The following is a 21,333-nucleotide window of genomic DNA, read 5'->3' as shown; positions in this document are numbered from 1 at the left end:
CGGGCGTACTTTCTTCTTGTTTCGCCAAGCAGAAAGTAGCCAAAGAAGAAGGCGACCCTAGGTCGGCGCCTCGCTGCGCGGGGTACCCTGCGCTACTCGGCCCTGGCGGGGGCTGCGCAACTCGCCGCTACGCGGCTCAGACAGTGCTCGCCCTTTATCCGCCAGGCCCTGCGTTGCTCGGCGCCTCCCAAGGGGCCCGGCAAACCGATCGCTGCTGAAATAGCTGTGTTTTAAACCTTGGCCGTACAGCAGAGACGTTTTTTGGGGTCCCCATGTGGAGCGCCGAGCAACGGAGAAGGGCCGGGGGAAGTCGGCGAGCACTGTCTGAGGCCCGCAGGGCCGAGTTGCGCAGCCGCCCGGCCCTTCGAGTAGCGCAGGGGAGTCGGCGTAGCCGACCGCGTAACCTGGGGTCGCCTTTTCTTTGGCTGGCCGGTCAACGGCGGAACCCAGCGGGTAACAATACCCAACCACGCCTGCCAGTCAGTCGCGGCACCCCGCACAGCCGGAATCAAAAGCATCAAATCCCTCCCGTGCCGTGACCTTCCCCCCGGAAACCGGGATAATTCCCCCTTTCCAGATTTCAGGCGGAGTACACCGTGAGCCGACCCAAGAACGACACCTTCCTGCGCGCCCTGCTGAAGGAGCCCACCGAATACACGCCGCTCTGGCTGATGCGTCAGGCCGGTCGTTATCTCCCCGAGTACTGCGAGACGCGCAAGCGCGCCGGTAATTTCCTGAATCTGTGCAAGACGCCGTCGCTGGCCTGCGAGGTGACGTTGCAGCCGCTCGCCCGCTACGACCTCGATGCGGCCATCCTGTTTTCCGACATCCTCACCGTGCCCGATGCGATGGGTCTCGGCCTTTATTTCGCCGAGGGCGAGGGGCCGAAGTTCGAGCGGCCGTTGCGCGAAGAATGGGCGATCAACGATCTGAGCGCGCCCGATCCCTACGATCACCTCGGCTACGTGATGGACGCGGTAGCGGAAATCCGTCGCGCGCTCGACAACTCGGTGCCGCTGATCGGCTTCTCCGGCAGTCCGTACACGCTCGCCTGCTACATGGTCGAAGGGCAGGGCTCGTCGGACTTCCGTCACATCAAGGGGATGATGTACAGCCGGCCGGACCTGCTGCACAAGATCCTGGCGGTGACTGCCGACGCGGTGACCCAGTACCTGAACGCACAGATCGATTGCGGCGCTCAGGCGGTGATGATCTTCGACACCTGGGGCGGTTCGCTGTCGGCGGCGGCTTACCAGGAGTTTTCGCTGGCCTACATGCAGCGCATCGTTGCCGGCCTGAAGAAGGAAAAGGACGGCCAGCGCATTCCGAGCATCGTGTTCACCAAGAACGGCGGCCTGTGGCTGGAGAAGATCGCTGCCATCGGCTGCGATGCGGTCGGTCTCGACTGGACGATCGATATCGGCGAAGCCCGTCGCCGCGTCGGCGACCAGGTGACGCTGCAAGGCAACATCGACCCCAACGTGTTGTTCGGCACGCCGGAAACGATCGCCGCCGAGACGAAGAAGGTGCTCGACAGCTTCGGTCCGGGCAATACCGGTCACGTTTTCAACCTCGGCCACGGCATCTCGCAGTACACGCCGCCCGAGAACGTCTCGGTGCTGGTCGAGACGGTCCATGCGCACAGCCGTACGCTGCGTAAGTGAGGACTCATCTCCCCGGGGCGGCTTGACTTATGCACAGAATTCCGCTCCCCGGGGAGCGGTTGCCCGGGAAATTGGCTTGACATCCCGGAAATAACGCAAGTTATTGAAAAATAAGGATTTGCTATTTTGCACAATATTTCGGCAAGATAACAAAAGCCTTACAAATCGCTGACTTAGCATTTATTTACGCCAGCCATCCACAAAGTTATCCACAGCTTTTGTGGACAAGCTTCCGCCAGGGTTCTCCACCGAGTCTGCTGCATGCCCGTTCTGCGCGTTGCCCTCGATCTGCCGCTGCACCGCCTGTTCGAATACCGGGCCGAGCAGGCGTCGGTGGCCGATATCGGTCGCCGGGTGCGGGTGCCCTTCGGGCGTGGCGAGAAGATCGGCATCGTCGTCGCCGTCGTCGAGCAGGGGGAGTGGCCGCTAGAGCAGCTAAAGGCGGCGACGGCGATCCTCGACGACCTGCCGCCCTTGCCGGACGATTTCTTCGCCCTCTGCGAGTTCGCCAGCAATTATTACCAGGCGCCCTTCGGCGAAGTGCTGATGCAAGCGCTGCCGGTCGGCCTCAAGCGCCTGGCGGCGCCGCAGCGGCGGGCCGGGAGGGCGGTCAAGGCGGTGGCGCCGCTGGCACCGCCGGCATTGACTGCCGAGCAGGCGACGGCGATCAACGCAGTGGCGATCGCTGGCGGCTTTTCCGCCCACCTGCTGTTCGGCGTCACTGGCAGCGGCAAGACCGAGGTCTATCTGCGCCTGATCGAACGTACGCTGGCGCTCGGCGAGCAGGTGCTGCTGCTGGTGCCGGAAATCAACCTGACACCGCAGCTCGAGGCGCGGGTGCGCAGTCGTTTTCCCGAGCACAACGTGGTCGCGCTGCACAGCGAGCTGGCCGAAGCGGCGCGCGAGCGCAACTGGCGCGCTGCCTTCAGCGGCGCCGCGGCGATCGTTCTCGGCACCCGCCTCGCGGTATTCACGCCGCTGCCGCGCCTCGGCCTGATCCTGATCGACGAGGAGCACGATCCCTCGTTCAAGCAGCAGGACGGCATGCGCTATTCGGCGCGCGACCTGGCGGTGGTGCGCGCCCGCCAGCAGGCGGTGCCGATCCTCCTCGGTTCGGCGACGCCGTCGCTGGAAACCTGGGCCAACGCGCAAGGCAGCCGTTATGCGCTGCTGACCCTGCGCGAGCGCGCCAATCCGCAGGCCCGGCTGCCGGCGGTGCGGCTGGTCGATACGCGCCGCATGGTGCTGCGCGAAGGCGTCAGTGAGGCGCTGGTCAGCGCCATCCGGCAGCGTCTGGAGCGCGGCGAACAGAGCCTGGTCTTCCTCAACCGGCGCGGCTACGCGCCGGTGCTGGCGTGCCCGGCCTGCGGTTGGGTGTCGCGCTGCCACCGCTGCGCCGCCAACCTGGTCCTGCATCTGGCCGACCGCCGCCTGCGCTGTCACCACTGCGGCCTGGAAGAGCGCGTTCCACGCGCCTGCCCAACCTGCGGCAACCAGGACATTCACCCCTTCGGTCGCGGCACGCAGCGGGTCGAGGAATGGCTGCAGGGCGAGTTTCCGGACGCCCGCATCCTGCGCGTCGACCGCGATTCGGTGAAGAGCCGCAAGCAGTGGGAAGCGATGCTCGACCGCATCCATGGCGGCGAGGCCGACATCCTGGTCGGCACGCAGATGCTGGCCAAAGGGCACGATTTTCCGAAGCTGACGCTGGTCGGCGTGCTCGGCGCCGACTCGGCGCTCTACGCCGCCGACTGGCGCGCGCCGGAGCGCCTGTTCGCGCAGTTGATGCAGGTTGCCGGGCGGGCCGGGCGCGCTGAACTGGAAGGCGAGGTGCTGATCCAGACCCAGTATCCCGAACATCCCTTGTTTGCCGCGCTGGTCGCCCAGGACTACCCGGGTTTCGCCGCTGGCCAGCTCAAGGAAAGGGAACAGGCGGGTTTCCCGCCCTACGCCTTCCAGGCGGTGCTGCGTGCCGAGGCGCCGGCAATGGCCGACGCGATGGCTTTCCTGGCGCAGGCGGTGGTGCTGCCGCCGGTCGCCGAGCACGAGCAGGTCATGCTTTACGATCCGGTGCCGATGCGCATGGCCCGCCTGGCTAACCTGGAGCGCGCCCAGTTGCTGGTCGAAGCCGGTTCGCGTCCGGCGCTGCAGGCCTTCCTGCCGCGCTGGCGGGCGGCGATCGAGCAGCTGAAACAGCCGGCGCGCCTGCGCTGGCATCTCGAAGTCGATCCGCTGGAACTCTGAGGGTCGTTCAGCCGCAGCGCCGCGGCAGCCACTTGCGCAACAGGCGGTAGAGCAGTTCGGGGTCGATCGGCTTGCTCGCGAAATCGTTCATGCCGGCCTCGAAACAATGTGCCTTGTCCTCGGCGAAGGCGTTCGCCGTCATCGCCACGATCGGCAGTTTTTCCCGGCCGGGCAGGCGGCGGATGCGGCGGGTTGCCTCGAGGCCGTCCATGCGCGGCATCTGCATGTCCATCAGGACTAGCTGGTATTCGTTGGCGGCAACCATGGCGACGGCCTCTTCGCCGTCTTCGGCGGAGTCGGCGCTGAGGCCGGTTTCGGCCAGCAGTTCGAGGGCGATCTCGCGGTTGACCGGCTCGTCCTCAACGAGCAGGACGCGGCAGTTCAGGCAATGCTGCCGGATGTCTTCTTCTGGCTCGGCAGGCGCTTCGTGGGGCGCTGCGCCGAGATCGGGCGCCTTGCGCAGGCGGGCGGTGAACCAGAAGCTGCTGCCCCTGGCGGGGGCGCTGTCCAGGCCCACCGCGCCGCCCATCGCTTCGGCGATCTTGGCGGTGATCGCCAGGCCCAGGCCGGTGCCGCCGAAGCGCCGAGTGGTCGATGTGTCGGCCTGCTCGAAGGCGGAGAACAGCCGGCTCTGGGCTTCGACCGGAATGCCGATGCCGGTGTCGCTGACCGCGAAGCGCAGCAACACGCGGCTCTCGGTCTGGTCGATGACGTCGGCGCGCAGAGCGATGCTGCCCCGTTCAGTGAATTTGATCGCGTTGCTGGCGTAATTGAGCAGGCACTGCTGCAGCCGGGTCGGGTCGCCAAGCAGGCGTTCCGGCAGCGGGGTGCGTTCGATGGTGAAGGCCAGATTTTTGCTCTCTGCCTTTTCCAGCAGCATCGAGCGGACGTTTTCGAGCAGGCTGACCGGATTGAAAGCGATTTCCTCGAGCATCAACTTGCCGGCCTCGATCTTCGACAGGTCGAGCACCGTGTTGATGGTTTCCAGCAGATGCCGGCTCGCGGCGTCAAGCTTGTCGAGCCGTTCGAGCTGTTCCGGCGGCAGGCCGCCACGGCGCATCAGGTGGGCCATGCCGCCGATGGCGTTGAGCGGGGTACGGATTTCGTGGCTCATGTTGGCGAGGAAGGCGCTTTTCGCCTGGTTGGCCTGTTCGGCGGCGGCCTTGGCCTCGCCCAGCTCGCGGGTGCGCCGGGCAACCAGCTCTTCGAGGTGATGACGATGCTTGTCCAGTTCGGCGGCCAGGCGCTTCTTTTCGGTGATGTCTTCCTGCACCGCTACGTAATGGCTGACCTTTCCGTCGGGTTCGCGTAGCGGGGTGATGATCGCCGCCTGGATGAATTCGCTGCCGTCCCGGCGCCGGTTGTGGAACTCGCCCGCCCAGGTTTCGCCGTAGGCCAGCGCCCGCCGCAGGCTGGCGTAGGTTTCCAGGGCGGTCTTGCCGGAGTGCAGCAGGCGCGGGTTTTCGCCCAAGACTTCGTCGCGGCGGAAGCCGGTGGTGCGGACAAAAGCCGCGTTCACGTACTCGATGCGCGAGTTGGTGTCGGTGATCAGGATGCTGGCCGGACTCTGCTCGACCGCCAGCGAGAACATGCGCAGGCCTTCCTCGGCCTGGCGGCGCTCGGCGATTTCCTGGTCGAGCATGGCGTGGTGGTTCTGCAGTTCGCGGCGCATCCGCTCGAAACTTTCGATCAGCCGGCCGAGGTCGTCGTCGCCGCCCGGCGGCAGCGCCGTGTCGTAATTGCGCCGGGCAAGTTCCGAGGCGGCCTGCGACAGGTGGCGCAGTGGCCGGTGCACGACCCGTTCGACCAGGATCCACAGGAGCAGCACGTTGCCGGCCAGGACACCGAGCAGGATCAGGCTCATCGACCGGTGTTCGCGACGCTGCAGGTTCATCTGCGGCGCCAGATCGTAAAGGGCCTCGATGCGGGCCAGATTGCGACCGGCGAAGTCCAGCGGCAGCGAGATGCGGCGCAGGTCGGGGCTGTTGCCGAGCCGGGTTTCCTCGGACTCGATCAGCAGCGGGTAGAGTTGTCGTCCGTCGGCATCGATCAGGGTGATCGCCACCCATTCCGGGTTTTTCTCGAGCAAGCGGTCGAGATTCTCGTTGATGATGTCGAGCTGCTGTCCCATGATCAGCGGCAACAGGCTTTCGCCGACGCTGTCGAGATGGCGCTGCGCCGATTGCAGTTGCGCCTGCTCGATGTTGGCCAGGCTGCGCTGCAGCCAGAAGCGGTCCATCAGCAGGGCAACCAGCAGCGCCGCCAGCAGCAGCGGCAGGAGCAGCTTCCAGCGCAGCGAGAGCCTGCCGATCACGGTTGTTCCAGGTAGTTTTCCAGCTTCAGCGACTTCAGTACGTCGTAGTCGCCGATCTGTGCCGCCACCGGCGACAGCATCGGTACCTTTTCAAGCAGGGCACGCCCTTCCGCGGTGCTGGCCAGTTCGATGAAGGCCTGGCGCAGCTTTTCCCTGACCTCGACCGGCACCCGCCGGTGCGCGGCAAGCGGATGCGAGGGGACGGCCGCGGTCCGGTGCAGTACGCGCAGGGCGCCCTGAATCCGCGGGTCCTGTTCGCCCAGCGTCTTCTGCACCGAGCCGCCGGCGTCGGCGAAGCCGTTGATCACATGCAGGAAGACCGAACTGTGCGTCTTGGCGACGATGACCTTGGTCCTGACGCCGAATTGCCGGTCGAGTTCGGCGCGCAGCAGGAGGCTGGCGCCAAGCGCGGTCATCGACGGCACGGCCAGCGTCTTGCCCTGCAATTCGCTGACCTTCTGCAGCGGGCTGTCCTTGCGTACGACCAGGATGCCGTGGATCGGCCTGGCATCGCGCACCAGCGGAATGTAGCCGGGCGTCTCGGCGACCACCGGCATCATGTAGGGGTTGAGGTAGATGAAGTCGTACTGACCTTTCTGCACGTCGCTTTCGTAATCGCTGACCGACAGCGAGGTGACCAGATGCAGGTGCAGGCCGGTGCGTCTTTCCAACTGGTCGACGATGGGTTGCCAGATGCTGAACAACATGCGCCGCTCGAACTGCGGCACGACCGAGAAGCTATAGCTTTCCTTGGCGGAGGCGGGAAGGGTGGTGCCGAGCAGCACGCAGGCTGCCAGGAAAAATTGCCGGACGATCCGGCGGCTGAGGGACTTCATGGCTGCTGCCTTGTGGTGTTACCGGTTTACTGCCGATTCTCCGTCTCTCGGCGAGGGCTGTCCATCGGACTTTGGGCGCTGCCCGGCACGTCCCTTGCAGGTGTGGTGACCCGAACACAGCCCGGAGGGTGATCATGAAAATCGAAACATCCGCCGTCAACCTGACGGCAAGCCATGAAGCCAGTTACGATCGTCGGCTCGAAGTCGCCTCCCAGAGCGGCTTCCGGCAGATATTCGAAAGCATGGCGGGGACTGGCGACGAAAGCGCCGCGGAACTCAGGGAGCGGGTCCAGCGCATGCTCGACGCGCTGGTCGGGGCGATCATTGCGGCAATGGATGGCCGGCAATGCCGGCAGGACGATGCCGCCTGGGAGCCCTTGCCGGCCCAGGCGGAAGAAAACCGGAACGGCCGCGAATTCGCCTGGCAGAGCACGATCAGCGAGCGCATCGAGGAAAGCGAGAGCACCCGCGTCTGCGCCAGCGGCAAGGTCAATACCTGCGACGGCCGCGAGCTGGCCTTCGACCTCTCGCTCGACATGTCGCGTCATTACGAGAAAACCAGCGTGCTCTCGGAAAGCGGCAGCGTCCGCCTGCGCGACCCGCTGGTGTTGAGCTTTCCCGGCCAGGCCTGCGAGTTGTCGGAAAAACGTTTCAGTTTCGACATCGACTGCGACGGCAAGGTCGAATGCCTGCCCGAACTGGGTGGCGGTAGCTGCTTCCTGGTCTTCGACCGCAACGGCAACGGCCGAGCCGACGACGGCAGCGAGCTGTTCGGCGCCAGCAGCGGCGACGGCTTCGCCGACCTGGCGGCCTACGACCTCGACGGCAACGGCTGGATCGACGAGGGCGATGCCGCGTTCGACAAGCTCGCCCTGTGGTCGGGTGAGCGTTTCGAATCGCTCACCACGGCTGGTGTCGGCGCCTTGTATAGCGGGGCGGTAGAGGCGCCGTTCTCGCTCAAGTCGCCGGACAACGCCCTGCTCGGGCAGATCCGCGCGGCCGGCGTTTACCTGATGGAAAGCGGCCGGGCGGGGATCATGCAGCAGGTCGATCTGGCGACCTCAGCGCCGCCGGCCGAGCCAGAGGAAACTCCCCAGCGACAGGGCCTGCAGGCCTAGCAGGCCGAAGAAGGCGGCGCGGTAGGCGCTGAGGGCAGGCATGCCGCCCGCCTGCAGCGCGTCGACCAGGCCGCCGATGCCCCACTGCAGGCCGAAGGCGCCGGCGAAGACGAGCAGGTTCAGCGCCGTGTTGGCGCGTCCCGAAAGCCGGGTCGGGAAGGCCTGGGCGACCAGCGAGTAGGCGATATTGGAGAGCGAGAAGCAGGCCCCGAGCAGCGGCCAGAGCAAGCCGCCGCCCGCTTGCGGAAAACTGCAGATCAGCGCGAAGGCGGCGAAGGCGGCGAGCATCGCGGCGCGGAACAGGCTGGCCAGCGGCAAGCCGCGGCGCACCAGGGTGCTGGCGAAGAAACCCATGAACAGGAAGCCGCCGAGCATCGCCAGGCTCATCCAGGTCAGCCGGTCGGCGACGGCGCCGGCGGCGAGTCCTTCGGTGACGTTCATCCAGCGCGACGCCCACAGACCTTGCACCGCCATGAAGCCGCCGGTGAAAAAGAAGCCCATTGGTGCGTAGCGCCAGAAATGCCGGCTGGCGAAGATTTCCCGGACTCCGGCCAGTTGCTCGGCGAAGCCGCTGCCGCCGCCTTCCGCCGGGCGATCCGGAACGCTGCGCCAGATCAGGGCGGCGACCGCCAGCGTCAGCGCGGCGAGGGCGAGAACGATTTCGCGCCAGCCGGTGAAACCGAGCGCCAGTTCGAGCGGTTTGCTCGCCGCCAGCGCGCCCATGCCGCCGGACGCCATGATCCAGCCGGTCAGCGAAGCCTGGCGCTCGGGCGGGAACCATTGCGTGAAGGCCTTGAACGAAGCCATCAGGCAGGCCGAGACACCGAGGCCGATCAGCGCCCGGCCGAGGGTCAGCCCGCCCAGGCCGTCGGCGCTGGCGAACAGCGCGGCGCCAGCGGCGGCGGCGACGAGCAGCACGGCTTCGACACGGCGCGGCCCGAAACGGTCGAGGAGCATGCCGAGCGGCAACTGGGCGGCGCCGAAGGCGAAGAAGTAGGTGCTGGTGAGCAGGCCGAGCGCGTTGTCGGGCAAGGCCAGTTCGCCGGCGATCACCGGGCCGAGCACGGCGTTCACCGTGCGGTAGAGGTAGGACAGGAAGTAGCCGGCGGCAAAGGGCAGGAAGAGGCGCCGCATCAGGTTTTGCGGGGAGGCTTGATTCATGGCTGTTGCGGTTTCACATGAAACCCGGTGGGGGCTGGGGCCGGCCGATCGGGATTGCGCCGCAGCCAGTCGGCGCGTTGCACGATTTTCTGCCGCCAGTGGTTGGCGATGCCCGGCGTCGCCGCCAGGCGGTCGAGTTCGGCGAGTGGCGGGCGATGGCTCTGCCAGAGCAGCATCGCTTCGGCCAGCGTCATCGCCGCGGCGGCCTCTTCGAGCAACAGCGGCTCGCCGGGGGCGACCGTTCCCGGCGTCAGGACCCGCCAGTACCAACCGGTCAGCCGCTGTTCGGCAATGAATTGCGCCATGCCGTCGCAGGCGAAGCGTTCATCGATCTTCCAGCAGGGACTGCGCGGCTGGCAGACCTGCAGGCGGGCGCTGCCCAGGCGCCAGATGTCGCCGACGCGTACGCCGCTTTCATCGAGGTCCGCTGTCGACAGGTTCTCGCCGAGGCTGCCGGGGACCAGTTGATCGGCGATCTCGGGAAAACGCGCGGCGAGTCGCGCGTAGTGCGCCGCCGGGTAGAGATGGACGGCCTTCTCCGGGCCGCCGTGTACGCGCAGGTCGGCCTGCTGGTCAGTGGTGAAGCCATTGATGCCGAGTTCGAGCGGGGCGCTGGCCGGCTGCTTGTAGATGCCGGTCGGGCGGCCGGATTCGGGCAGCGGCCGGATGCCGCCGACGAAGAGGGAGATCTGTGCCATGGATTGCGCTGTCAGTCCCACAGCCAGGCCGCACCGCGCACGCCGGACGAGTCGCCATGGACGGCCGGCAGGAAGCGGGTCCGGCAAGCGTCGGAAAAGACGTGTGGCAGGCAGGCTTCGGGCAGGTGTTGGGGGAGTTGCCGGATGTTGGAGAGGCCGCCGCCGAGGACGACGACGTCCGGGTCGAGCAGGTTGATGACGCCGGCCAGGGCGCGACCAAGGCGGGCGAGGTGGCGCGCCAGCGTCGCCGCGCAGGCGGTGTCGCCAGCGGCGGCACGCTCGGCGATCTCCAGCGCGCTCAGGTCGTTGCCGGTGGCTCGCCGGTGGTCGGCGGCCATGCCGGGGCCGGACAGCCAGGTTTCGACGCAGCCCTGACGGCCGCAATAGCAGGGCTGGGCGGGCAGGGGGTCGGCCGCCGCTGGCGGCAGCGGGTTGTGCTCCCACTCGCCGGCGATCGCATTGGCGCCGACCAGCACCTTGCCGTCGATGACGATGCCGCCGCCGACGCCGGTGCCGAGGATGACGCCAAAGACGCAACGGGCGCCGCGACCGGCGCCGTCGACCGCTTCCGAGAGGGCGAAGCAGTTGGCGTCGTTGGCCAGGCGGACTTCCCGCTGCAGCAGCGTCCGCAGGTCGGCGCGCAGCGGCTGGCCGTTGAGGCAGGTCGAATTGGCGTTCTTGATCCGCCCGTCGAGCAGCGATTCGGCGCCGGGAATGCCGATGCCGACGCTGCCGAGTTCGCCGGTTTCGTTCTCGGCGCTGGCGACCAGGCCGGCGATCGCCTGCAGGGTTGCCCGGTAGTCGCCCTGCGGCGTCGCGATGCGGCGACGCAGGCGCTCGCTGCCATCGCTGGCGAGGGCGACGATTTCGATCTTGCTGCCGCCGAGGTCGATCCCCAGCCGCATCAGACGCGCACGGCGACGCCCTTGACGTTGCCCCAGGTGGTGGTCAGCGTGCGCAGCACGCTGGCGCCGGATTCGAGCAGCAGCAGGAAGAGGTCGCGCTCGGAATAGAGGCAGACTTCGTCGCGGACGTCGTACTTGCGCGCCATCGCCGGCGAAAGCTTGCCCCAGCGTTCGTAGATCGACTGTTCGTGGCCGGCGTAGCCTTCGCCCAGTTCGGAATGCAGGCCGATAATGGAAAGGTAGAGCTTGCCGCCGATCTTCAGTTGCTGCATCAGTTGCTGGATCAACTGCTTGCCGCGGGCGTAGGGCAGTTTGCACAGGCCGTGGCGGAAAACGATGATGTCGTAGGGCGCGGCCGGGTCTTGCGCTGGCGGCGAGGGCAGCTCGGTGGCGGCGAAGCGGATGTGGTCCGGATAGCCGGCGGCAAGGACGCGGCCTTCGATTTCCTGCTTGCGCTCGGCCCGGTCGGCCAGGGTGACCCGCGCGCCGAGCGCGGCGAAGCGGCTTGCCAGTTTGGCGCCACCGGCCGGCAGGACGAGTACCGAGACCGCGTTGTCGAAGCGCTGACGCTTGACACACTCTTCCAGCGCCAACTGCTGGATCGGGTCGTTCTCCTCCGCCCAGGGACTGGGTTGGATATTCTTCTGCATGATCTCTCTCCCCCTTTCCGGGCATTGTGCATGAGGCGCCCGATCCCTGACAACTCGCGACTCTCCAGAGGCGAGCCGGGGTTGGCGACGCTTCGTGGGCGGCGTGGCGATCCCGGTATCGGAAATCCGATGGCGTACTTTCCCGAAATATCGGGTTTCCGTTGGCGCTGAACCCCGGTCTTCGATCCGTTTTCATAGAAATCAATGGTTTGCCGATTGTCGGCGTAGCGACGGCGGCTGGCACGTGGCTTGCGATGTATTCTCCGCCGAAGCCCGTTCGCGGCTTCCTCACTTTCAGGAGAAGACATGAAACGTATCGCCCTCGCCGCCGCCCTGGCCACCGTGTTTTCCGCTGCCGCCGTGACGCCGGCGCTTGCCCAGGAAGCCTCGACGCTGAAGAAGATCAAGGACACGGGCAGCATCACGCTCGGTCATCGCGAATCCTCGATCCCGTTTTCTTACTACGACGACAAGCAGCAAGTCATCGGCTACTCACATGAACTGATGCTCAAGGTGGTCGACGCGGTGAAAGCCGATTTGAAGCTGGCCAAGCTCGACACCAAGCTGATGCCGGTCACTTCCGCCAACCGCATCACGCTGCTCCAGAACGGCACCGTCGATATCGAATGCGGCTCGACCACCAACAACCTGGAGCGCCAGAAGCAGGTCGGTTTCTCGACCACTATCTTCGTCATCGGCACCAAGCTGCTGACCAAGAAGACCTCGGGCATCAACGACTTCGCCGACCTCGCCGGCAAGAACGTCGTCACCACCGCCGGCACGACGTCCGAGCGCTTGATCCGCAAGATGAACGAAGAGAAGAAGTTGGGCATGAACGTGATTTCGGCCAAGGATCACGGCGAAAGCTTCCTGACCCTGGAAACCGGCCGTGCCGTCGCCTTCATGATGGACGACGCGCTGCTCTACGGCGAAATGGCCAAGGCCAAGCGGCCGGGTGACTGGGTCGTGGTCGGCACGGCGCAGTCGAAGGAAGCCTACGGCTGCATGCTGCGCAAGGATGACGCCGAGTTCAAGAAGGTGGTCGATGCGGCGCTGACCAAGGCGATGACTTCCGGCGACGCCGAGAAGATCTACAACAAGTGGTTCATGAACCCGATCCCGCCCAAGGGGCTGAACCTCAACATGCCGCTGTCGGCTGAAATGAAGGCCTTGTACAAGGCGCCGAACGACAAAGCCTTCGAATAATTTCCCGAGAAATCCGCCGTGATCGAGGCACTCCCGGAACGGGGTGCCAGGCCCGGCTCATCCCCAAAAAAAGAGGAGTTCATCATGTTCAAGCGTATTTTCACCCGTTGCGCCGTCTTCGCGATCGGCTGTGCCGCCTCGCTGGCGGTCATGGCCGCCCAGCCCAACGTCGTCATCCTCGCCACCGGCGGCACCATCGCCGGTGCCGGCGCCGAAGCCACCAACAGTGCCACCTACCAGGCGGCGAAAGTGCCGGTCGACAAGCTGATCGCAGGCGTCCCGGAACTCGCCAAGGTTGCCGCCGTGCGCGGCGAGCAGGTGTTCCAGATCGCTTCCGAAAGCTTCACCAACGACCACCTGCTGACCCTCGGCAAGCGCGTCTCGGCGCTGGCCAAGCAGGCCGACGTCGACGGCATCGTCATCACCCACGGCACCGACACGCTGGAAGAGACCGCCTACTTCCTCAACCTCGTCGTCCATACCGACAAGCCGATCGTCATCGTCGGTTCGATGCGCCCGGGTACCGCAATGTCGGCCGACGGCATGCTCAACCTGTACAACGCCGTTGCCGCCGCTGCCGCCAAGGATGCTCGCGGCAAGGGCGTGCTCGTGGCGATGAACGACGAACTGAACAGCGGCCGCGACGTGTCCAAGATGATCAACATCCAGACCAGCGCCTTCAAGAGCCCCTGGGGTCCGCTCGGCATGATCGTCGAAGGCAGGAACTACTGGTTCCGCCTGCCGGCGAAGCGCCATACCGTGAACTCCGAGTTCGACATCGACAAGATCGACAGTCTGCCGCTGGTCGGCATCGCCTACGGTCACGGCAACGTCGCCGATACCGCCTACAAGGCGCTCGCCGCCAGCGGTGCCAAGGCGATCATCCATGCCGGTACCGGCAACGGCTCGGTGGCCAAGAACGTCGTTCCGGCGCTGCGCGAACTGCGCGGCCAGGGCGTCCAGGTCATCCGTTCGTCGCATGTCAATGCCGGCGGCTTCGTGCTGCGCAACGCCGAACAGCCGGACGACCAGTACGACTGGGTCGTCGCTCACGACCTCAACCCGCAGAAGGCCCGCATCCTGGCCAGCGTCGCTCTGACCAAGACCAGCGACAGCAAGGAACTGCAGCGCATCTTCTGGGAATACTGATCCCGTCCGCCGGGCGCGCGGGGTGCGCCCGGTTTCCCTGTTTCGACGAGGAAAAGTCATGAACTACCAATGGAACTGGCACGTCTTCCTGCAGCCGACGGCGGCGGGCGACGACATTTACCTGGGCTGGATGCTGTCCGGCCTGCAGATGACCCTGATGCTCTCGCTGAGCGCCTGGCTCATCGCCCTCCTGCTCGGCGCCGTCATGGGTGTCCTGCGCACGGTGCCGAACAAGGCGCTGAGCGGCCTGGCCACCGCCTACGTCGAGCTGTTCCGCAACATCCCGCTGCTCGTGCAACTGTTCATCTGGTACTTCGTGCTGCCGGAACTGTTGCCGACCAGCATCGGTGACGCCTACAAGCAGTCGCACCCGGTGTTCCAGCAATTCCTGGCGGCGATGGTCTGCCTCGGGCTGTTCACCAGCGCGCGGGTGGCCGAGCAAGTGCGTTCCGGCATCAACGCGCTGCCGCGCGGCCAGAGGAACGCGGGCCTGGCGCTCGGACTCACCCTCGGCCAGACCTACCGCTTCGTCATGTTGCCGATGGCCTTCCGGCTGATCGTGCCGCCGCTGACCTCGGAATTCCTCAACATCTTCAAGAACTCCGCCGTCTGCTCGACCATCGGTCTCCTCGAACTCGCCGCGCAAGGCCGTCAATTGGTCGATTACACGGCGCAGCCCTACGAATCCTTCATTGCCGTCACCGTCGCTTATGTCGCGATCAACATCATCGTCATGACGCTGATGAAGAAGCTCGAAGACAAGGTCCGCGTGCCGGGCTACATGGGAGGCAAGTAACATGGTCTACGAATTCGACTGGTCGTCGATCCCCGGGGCGCTGCCCTTCCTCTGGGACGGCATGAAGATCTCGCTGGAAATCACGCTGACGGCGATCGTCGTCGGCATCGTCTGGGGCACGCTGCTGGCGATGATGCGGCTGTCGTCGGTGAAGCCCTTGTCGCTGTTCGCCGCCGGCTACGTGAACCTGTTCCGCGCCGTGCCGCTGGTCATGGTCCTGCTCTGGTTCTTCCTGATCGTCCCCAAGTTCATCGAGCAGCTGTTCAACCTGCCGCCGGGCGCCGACCTGCGCCTGACCTCGGCGATGATCGGCTTCGCGCTGTTCGAGTCGGCCTACTACTCGGAGATCATCCGCGCCGGCATCCAGTCGGTGCCGAAGGGCCAGATGGCGGCCTGTCAGGCGCTGGGCATGACCTACGGCCAGGCGATGCGCCTGGTGATCCTGCCGCAGGCCTTCCGCAACATGATTCCGCTGCTGCTGACCCAGGCCATCATCCTGTTCCAGGACACCTCGCTGGTTTACGTGTCCGCGCTGGCCGACTTCTTCGGCGCCGCCTACAAGGTCGGTGACCGCGACGGCCGCCTGGTCGAACTGCTGCTGTTCGCCGGTCTCGTCTATTTCGTCCTCTGCTTTGCCGCGTCGATGCTGGTCAAGCACCTGCAGAAAAAATACCACCCGGCCTGAGGCCGTGCTCCAAGGAGATAGTCATGATCCAGATTTCCCATGTCAGCAAGAGCTACGGTTCGTTCGACGTGCTCAAGGACTGCAGCACCACCGTGAACAAGGGCGAGGTGATCGTCGTCTGCGGCCCGTCGGGTTCCGGCAAATCGACGCTGATCAAGTGTGTCAATGGCCTCGAACCCTTCCAGTCGGGCGAGATCATCGTCAACGGCACCTCGGTCGGCGACCCGAAGACCAACCTGTCGAAGCTGCGCGCCCACGTCGGGATGGTGTTCCAGAACTTCGAGCTGTTCCCGCACATGAGCATCACCCAGAACCTGGCGATCGCCCAGGTCAAGGTGCTCGGCCGCGCGCAGGACGAGGCCATCGACAAGGGTCTCAAGCTGCTCGACCGGGTCGGCCTGAAGGCACACGCCCACAAGTTCCCCGGCCAGTTGTCCGGTGGCCAGCAGCAGCGGGTGGCGATCGCCCGGGCGCTGGCGATGGACCCGATCTGCATGCTGTTCGACGAGCCGACCTCGGCGCTCGACCCGGAAATGGTCAATGAAGTGCTCGACGTGATGACCGAGCTGGCCAGGGAAGGCATGACCATGATGTGCGTGACGCACGAAATGGGCTTCGCCCGCCGCGTCGCCAACCGCGTCATCTTCATGGACCACGGCCAGATCGTCGAAGACGACGAGAAGGAAGCCTTCTTCGCCAATCCGCGTTCGGAACGGGCGCAACAGTTCCTGGCCAAGATCCTGCACCACTGATTACCTGCCTGACACACCAAAAACGGAGACAGACATGAGCAGCACAGCACATCTCGGCGAGCGCGCGAGCGGACTTTCCTTCCTCAATCCGGCGGCGCCCGAGCCCTGGGCCAGCTTCCTCGAGCAGATCGACCGTGTCGCCCCGCACATGGGCGGCCTGGCCAAGTGGGTGGAAACCCTGAAGCACCCGAAGCGCATCATGATCGTCGATGTGCCGATCCACCGCGACGACGGCACCGTGGCCCACTACGAGGGCTATCGTGTCCAGCACAACCTGTCGCGGGGGCCGGGCAAAGGCGGCGTGCGCTTCCACCCGGCGGTGACGCTCAACGAAGTGATGGCGCTGTCGGGCTGGATGACGATCAAGAACGCCGCCCTCAACCTGCCCTACGGCGGCGCCAAGGGCGGCATCCGGCTCGATCCGCGGGCGCATTCGCGTGACGAGCTGGAGCGCATCACCCGCCGTTACACCTCGGAAATCGGTGTCGTCATCGGCCCGGGCAAGGACATTCCGGCGCCCGATGTCGGCACTAACGAGCAGACCATGGCCTGGATGATGGACACCTACTCGATGAACGTCGGTTCGACGTCCACTGGCGTGGTCACCGGCAAGCCGATTTCGCTCGGTGGCTCGCTCGGCCGTCACGAGGCGACCGGGCGCGGTGTCTTCATCGCTGCCCGCGAAGCCGGCCGGCGCAGCAATGTCCCGATCGCGGGCGCGCGCGTCGTCGTTCAGGGCTTCGGCAACGTCGGCGGCATTGCCGCCCGCATGTTCCATGAGGCCGGCGCCAGGGTCGTCGCCCTGCAGGATCACTCGGCGACCGTTGCCAACGAAGCCGGCATCGACATCCCCGCCGCGCTGGCGCATGCGGCGGCCAACGGCGGATTGCAGGGCTTTGCTGGCGCCGCGCCGGTTTCTGGCGACGATTTCTGGCTGATTCCCTCCGACTACCTGGTGCCGGCGGCGCTCGAAGGGCAGATCCTGCCCGAACGGGCACAGACGATCAAAACCCGCATCGTCGTCGAAGGCGCCAACGGTCCGACCACCCCGGCCGCCGACGACATCCTGCGTGAGCGCGGCATTCTGGTCGTGCCCGACGTGCTGGCCAATGCCGGCGGCGTCACCGTCTCGTACTTCGAATGGGTGCAGGATTTCTCCAGCTTCTTCTGGAGCGAGGATGAAATCAACCAGCGCCTGGAACGCATCATGATCGGCGCCTTCGAGGCGATCTGGACGCTGGCTGCCGAGCGCAAGGTCTCGCTGCGCACGGCTACCTTCATCATCGCCTGCCAGCGGGTCCTGGCGGCGCGCGAGCAACGCGGCCTTTACCCCTGAGCGCAGGGGAGTTTGCCATGAAAGCCTTGTTCCGTCTGGGGATCGGCCCGCAACTGGCGATGGCGTTTACCGTCATCGTCGGGCTGTTCGTCATTGTTGCCAGCTGGACGACCTTCAGTCTGGGGCGTGTCGATGCGGCGGCCGAGCGCATCGCCTCCGTGTCGCTGACCAAGGACAGCCAGATTGCCGAGTTGGGCTATGCCTATGCCGGTATGCGTGAAAGCGTGCGCAACAACATCATTTTCACCGATGCCGAGGTGATGAAGGCGGAAGCCGCACGCTACGAGCGCGAGAAGGCGCGCTTCTTCGCCGCCCTCGGGGCGCTGGAGAAGATTGCGGTCGACCATGCCGTCGTCGGTGAAGCTGCGTTGCTGCAACGGGTCAGGCAACAGGCGACGGCGGCCATCGATATCCAGGACAAGGCGATGGCCGAGGCCATGCAGTTCCTGTCGACGGTGGCCATGGGCATCCTGCAGCAGGAAGCCGAGCCGCGCATGCAGGTGCTCGAAGCCAGCATCGCCGAAGCGCGCCAGCTGGTGCAGGCGCAAAGCCGCGAACGGGCCGGCGACATCGTGGCCGAGTCGGCAAACACCCGTCGGCTGACGCTGATTCTGGTGGTCGTTGCCGTCCTGATCGCCGCCGTTCTCGGTTATCTGCTGACCGGGGGCGTGCGTCGTCCGCTGGAAACGACGGCTCGCCTGATGGAAAGCATTGCTGCCGGCGACCTGACGCAGCGCATCGAGCCGAACGGCTTTGCCGAAATCCGCCGTGTCCAGGCGGCGGCGATGAAGACCACCCAGTCGCTGGCGGGGATACTTGGCGCCATCCGCCTGGAAGCCGGGCAACTCAAGCATGCCGTCACTGCGCTTTCCGGTTCGGCCGACGAAATGCGCGGCGGTTCGGAAGCGCAGGCAGCGGCCAGCGCCGCCATGGCCGAAACGCTGCAGACCATGTCGGTCTGCATCACGCACATCGCCAACCTCGGTCAGGAGGCCCAGGATCTGTCCGGCAAGGCCGGGCAGCAGGCAGCCGGTGGTTGCCAGACGATCCAGACCATGGTCGACGAGATTCGTCAGATTGCCGGGCTGGTCACCGATTCGGCAGCGACGGCAACGACGCTGGGGCAGGAGTCGGAGCGCATCTCGGCGATCACCTCGGTGATTCACGATCTGGCTGACCAGACCAACCTGCTGGCGCTGAATGCCGCGATCGAGGCGGCGCGGGCCGGCGACAGCGGTCGGGGCTTTGCCGTGGTCGCCGACGAGGTGCGCAAGCTGGCCGAAAAGACGACCGCTTCGGCCAGCCAGATCGCCGCCATGGTCAGCGCCATCCAGAACGGCGCCCGCTCGATGGCCGAGCACATGCAGCGCTCGGTCAGCCGCGTCGACGAAGGTCTGCGCATGGCCTGCGCGGCCGGCGAATCGATGAGCGCCATCGAAAGCAGCAACCGCCACGTCGCCCGGGTCATCGACGACGTCTCGGCCAGCCTGCGCCAGCAATCGTCCGGCGGCGAGGAGATTGCTGCCCGAGTCGAGCACATCGTCCAGATGATCCATGAAAACAATCGGGCCACCGCCAGCATGGCGACTACGGCGCGACAACTGGACAATCTGGCGGGCAGTCTCGAATCCGGCATCGCCCGTTTCCGGACGGCCTGAAAATGAGCATCGACGAGCACCTGCTCAGACTGCTGGTCAGTTTCTTTCTGGGCGGTTTGATCAGTCTGGCAACGATCACCAATCCCTTGTCGAAGATTCCGCTCTTTCTTTCCCTGGCGGCCGGCCGAGCGGCGCCGGAGGCTACGCTGGAAGCCCGGCGCGCGTGCTTCTACGGCTTCCTGCTGCTGGCCGGTGGATTGTTCGCCGGCGTGATGATCCTCGAAGCCTTCGGCATTTCCTTCGGTGCCCTGCGCATCGCCGGTGGCCTGACCGTGTCCATCATCGGCTACCGCATGCTGTTCGGCACCAGCGATACGACGCTGACCGGTAGCGGCGGCAGCTTTGCCTTTTTCCCGCTGGCGATGCCGGGTATCGCCGGGCCGGGGGCACTGGCGACGGTGATCGGCATTTCCTCGGAGATCGCCGAACTGGATGGCGGCATCAGCCGTTTGCTGGCCTATTCGGCGACGGTGGCGAGCATCGCCGCCACCTGCCTGCTGATCTGGCTGGTCCTGCGCTCGGCACGCTGGGTTTCCCGGCGCCTGGGCAGCGAGGGCATCAACGTCGTCGCCCGCCTGAACGGCTTTCTGCTCGTCTGCATCGGCGTCCAGTTCGTCGGTTCCGGCATCCGTAGTTTTGTCGCCGGCACCTGAGCCGGCGATGCATCACCCACAAGCATAAATGGAGACCACATGAGCACACGACTCGAACACGACCTTCTCGGCGACGCCGAGGTGCCGGCCGGCGCCTACTGGGGCGTGCATACCCTGCGGGCGATCGAGAACTACCCGATCACCGGCAAGACCATCGGCAGCTACGGCGAGCTGGTGCGCGCCCTGGCGCTGACCAAGCAGGCGGCGGCGATGGCCAATGCCGAACTCGGCCAGCTCGACCGCACGCGCGCCGACGCGATCATCGCCGCCTGCCAGGAAATCGCCGGCGGCAAACTGCACGGCGAGTTCGTCGTCGACGTCATCCAGGGCGGCGCCGGCACCTCGACCAACATGAACGCCAACGAGGTGATCGCCAACCGGGCGCTGGAAATCCTCGGCCACCGGAAGGGCGACTACGCCCACCTGCACCCGCTCAACCACGTCAACATGTCGCAGAGCACCAACGACGTCTATCCGACGGCGCTGCGCGTCGCCGCCTGCTTCGCCATCCGCGGCTTGCTGTCGGCGATGGCCGGCCTGCGCGAGGCTTTCGCCGCCAAGGCCGAGGAGTTCAAGGACGTGCTGAAGATCGGCCGCACCCAGTTGCAGGATGCGGTGCCGATGACGCTCGGCCAGGAGTTCTCGACCTACGCGGTGATGTTGCAGGAAGACGAGTTGCGCCTGGGCGAGGCGATCGCCCTGATCCGCGAGATCAACCTCGGCGCGACGGCGATCGGTACCGGCATCAACACCGACATGCGCTATTCCAGGCTGGCCATCGACCACCTGTCGCAGCTCTCCGGTTTCGCGCTGGAAGCGGCGCCCAATCTGATCGAGGCGACCCAGGACTGCGGCGCCTTCGTCCAGCTATCCGGCGTTCTCAAGCGCGTCGCCGCCAAGCTCTCGAAGACCTGCAACGACCTGCGCCTGCTCTCTTCCGGGCCGCAGGCCGGGCTCAACGAGATCCGCCTGCCGCCGCGCGCCGCCGGTTCGTCGATCATGCCGGGCAAGGTCAATCCGGTGATCCCGGAAGTGGTCAACCAGATTGCCTTCGAAGTGATCGGCAACGACGTCACCATCACCATGGCGGCGGAGGGCGGCCAACTGCAGTTGAACGCTTTCGAACCGATCATCGCCCACAGCCTGTTCAAGAGCATCGAACACCTGGCCGCCGGCTGCCGCACGCTGACCGCCCATTGCGTGCGCGGCATCACCGCCAACCGCGAGCTGCTGGCCGAGCGAGTACGCACTTCGGCCGGTCTGGCCACCGCGCTGAACCCGCACATCGGCTACGAGAACGCCACCCGGGTCGCCCAGGAGGCGCTGCGCAGCGGCCGCGGCGTCGCCGAGCTGGTCGAGGAGATGGGTCTGATGGACCGCGCACAACTGGCCGCCGTCCTGGCGCCCGAAGTGCTGACCGCGCCGCGCCGGCCGGGCTGAGGTCGATGCCGGCAACCGGATGTGCTACTGCCCGTCACGCCGCCCGCCGCGGCGGGCGGGTGTTCAGC

18 protein-coding genes are annotated in these 21,333 nt (G+C 65.9%); 12 read left to right on the top strand and 6 right to left on the bottom strand.

What is annotated here, in order from left to right; genetic code table 11:
* Window positions 1-596: 596 nt before the first annotated feature.
* Both hemE and ACLIIZ_RS00585 read left to right on the top strand, forming a co-directional pair.
* Window positions 597-1,664, top strand: coding sequence for a uroporphyrinogen decarboxylase (gene hemE, locus ACLIIZ_RS00590; protein ID WP_416690199.1), 1,068 nt, complete (start codon window positions 597-599; stop codon window positions 1,662-1,664).
* A gap of 261 nt (window positions 1,665-1,925) precedes the next feature.
* Complete coding sequence (locus tag ACLIIZ_RS00585) at window positions 1,926-3,908, top strand: primosomal protein N' (RefSeq protein ID WP_416690198.1); 1,983 nt, start codon at window positions 1,926-1,928, stop codon at window positions 3,906-3,908.
* 7 nt (window positions 3,909-3,915) lie between these two features.
* Here ACLIIZ_RS00585 and ACLIIZ_RS00580 read toward each other — a convergent pair whose 3' ends face one another.
* Both ACLIIZ_RS00580 and ACLIIZ_RS00575 read right to left on the bottom strand, forming a co-directional pair.
* The gene (locus tag ACLIIZ_RS00580; protein ID WP_416690196.1) at window positions 3,916-6,222 is read right to left on the bottom strand and encodes a response regulator; all 2,307 of its coding nucleotides are present in this window, start codon (window positions 6,220-6,222) and stop codon (window positions 3,916-3,918) included.
* Window positions 6,219-7,058, bottom strand: coding sequence for a phosphate/phosphite/phosphonate ABC transporter substrate-binding protein (locus ACLIIZ_RS00575; RefSeq protein ID WP_416690195.1), 840 nt, complete (start codon window positions 7,056-7,058; stop codon window positions 6,219-6,221). The genes ACLIIZ_RS00580 and ACLIIZ_RS00575 overlap by 4 nt, the downstream gene beginning before the upstream one ends.
* A gap of 134 nt (window positions 7,059-7,192) precedes the next feature.
* On the opposite strand from ACLIIZ_RS00575, the gene ACLIIZ_RS00570 reads away from it, so the two are divergent.
* Window positions 7,193-8,176, top strand: a complete 984-nt coding sequence (locus ACLIIZ_RS00570; RefSeq protein WP_416690193.1) for a hypothetical protein — start codon at window positions 7,193-7,195, stop codon at window positions 8,174-8,176.
* Here ACLIIZ_RS00570 and ACLIIZ_RS00565 read toward each other — a convergent pair.
* From ACLIIZ_RS00565 to ACLIIZ_RS00550, 4 genes are read right to left on the bottom strand one after another with little or no spacing between them, the layout of a single operon-like run.
* A complete protein-coding gene (locus ACLIIZ_RS00565; RefSeq protein WP_416690192.1) occupies window positions 8,120-9,337 on the bottom strand; it encodes an MFS transporter in 1,218 nt (405 codons plus the stop codon). The genes ACLIIZ_RS00570 and ACLIIZ_RS00565 overlap by 57 nt on opposite strands.
* Window positions 9,334-10,035 (bottom strand): MOSC domain-containing protein, encoded by a 702-nt coding sequence (locus ACLIIZ_RS00560; RefSeq protein ID WP_416690190.1) that lies wholly within the window; start codon window positions 10,033-10,035, stop codon window positions 9,334-9,336. Before ACLIIZ_RS00560 ends, ACLIIZ_RS00565 begins: the two co-directional genes overlap by 4 nt.
* An 11-nt stretch (window positions 10,036-10,046) precedes the next feature.
* Window positions 10,047-10,940, bottom strand: coding sequence for an ROK family protein (locus ACLIIZ_RS00555; RefSeq protein ID WP_416690188.1), 894 nt, complete (start codon window positions 10,938-10,940; stop codon window positions 10,047-10,049).
* Window positions 10,940-11,590 carry a Rossmann-fold NAD(P)-binding domain-containing protein gene (locus tag ACLIIZ_RS00550; RefSeq protein WP_416690186.1) on the bottom strand — a complete coding sequence of 217 codons (651 nt, stop codon included), beginning with the start codon at window positions 11,588-11,590 and terminating at the stop codon, window positions 10,940-10,942. The genes ACLIIZ_RS00555 and ACLIIZ_RS00550 overlap by 1 nt, the downstream gene beginning before the upstream one ends.
* Before the next feature lie 306 nt (window positions 11,591-11,896).
* Between ACLIIZ_RS00550 and ACLIIZ_RS00545 the strand changes: the two genes are divergently transcribed.
* The 9 genes from ACLIIZ_RS00545 to ACLIIZ_RS00505 all read left to right on the top strand — a co-directional run bounded on the left by ACLIIZ_RS00545 (window position 11,897) and on the right by ACLIIZ_RS00505 (window position 21,265).
* Complete coding sequence (locus ACLIIZ_RS00545; protein ID WP_416690185.1) at window positions 11,897-12,796, top strand: glutamate/aspartate ABC transporter substrate-binding protein; 900 nt, start codon at window positions 11,897-11,899, stop codon at window positions 12,794-12,796.
* An 84-nt stretch (window positions 12,797-12,880) separates the two neighbouring features.
* On the top strand, window positions 12,881-13,945 hold the full coding sequence (locus ACLIIZ_RS00540) for an asparaginase (protein ID WP_416690183.1): 1,065 nt from the start codon (window positions 12,881-12,883) through the stop codon (window positions 13,943-13,945).
* Window positions 13,946-14,003: 58 nt separating this feature from the next.
* Entirely contained in the window at window positions 14,004-14,741 is a 738-nt protein-coding gene (locus ACLIIZ_RS00535; protein ID WP_416690182.1) for an amino acid ABC transporter permease, read from the top strand.
* A 1-nt stretch (window position 14,742) separates the two neighbouring features.
* The gene (gene gltK, locus ACLIIZ_RS00530; protein WP_416690180.1) at window positions 14,743-15,426 is read left to right on the top strand and encodes a glutamate/aspartate ABC transporter permease GltK; all 684 of its coding nucleotides are present in this window, start codon (window positions 14,743-14,745) and stop codon (window positions 15,424-15,426) included.
* Between the two features lie 23 nt (window positions 15,427-15,449).
* Window positions 15,450-16,178: an amino acid ABC transporter ATP-binding protein gene (locus ACLIIZ_RS00525; protein WP_416690178.1), complete on the top strand. Its 729-nt coding sequence runs from the start codon at window positions 15,450-15,452 to the stop codon at window positions 16,176-16,178.
* A 34-nt stretch (window positions 16,179-16,212) separates the two neighbouring features.
* Entirely contained in the window at window positions 16,213-17,514 is a 1,302-nt protein-coding gene (locus tag ACLIIZ_RS00520; RefSeq protein WP_416690176.1) for a Glu/Leu/Phe/Val family dehydrogenase, read from the top strand.
* A 17-nt stretch (window positions 17,515-17,531) separates the two neighbouring features.
* Window positions 17,532-19,172: a methyl-accepting chemotaxis protein gene (locus tag ACLIIZ_RS00515; RefSeq protein WP_416690174.1), complete on the top strand. Its 1,641-nt coding sequence runs from the start codon at window positions 17,532-17,534 to the stop codon at window positions 19,170-19,172.
* A gap of 2 nt (window positions 19,173-19,174) precedes the next feature.
* The gene (locus ACLIIZ_RS00510) at window positions 19,175-19,825 is read left to right on the top strand and encodes a MarC family NAAT transporter (RefSeq protein ID WP_416690172.1); all 651 of its coding nucleotides are present in this window, start codon (window positions 19,175-19,177) and stop codon (window positions 19,823-19,825) included.
* Between the two features lie 39 nt (window positions 19,826-19,864).
* Complete coding sequence (locus tag ACLIIZ_RS00505) at window positions 19,865-21,265, top strand: aspartate ammonia-lyase (protein WP_416690170.1); 1,401 nt, start codon at window positions 19,865-19,867, stop codon at window positions 21,263-21,265.
* Window positions 21,266-21,333 lie beyond the last annotated feature (68 nt).

Origin of the sequence: Azonexus caeni (genome assembly GCF_048146105.1) — a bacterium.
Classification (GTDB): domain Bacteria; phylum Pseudomonadota; class Gammaproteobacteria; order Burkholderiales; family Rhodocyclaceae; genus Azonexus; species Azonexus aromaticus_B.
The sequence above is the reverse complement of the archived record's forward strand: the minus strand, read 5'-3'. Positions and strand labels throughout refer to the sequence as shown.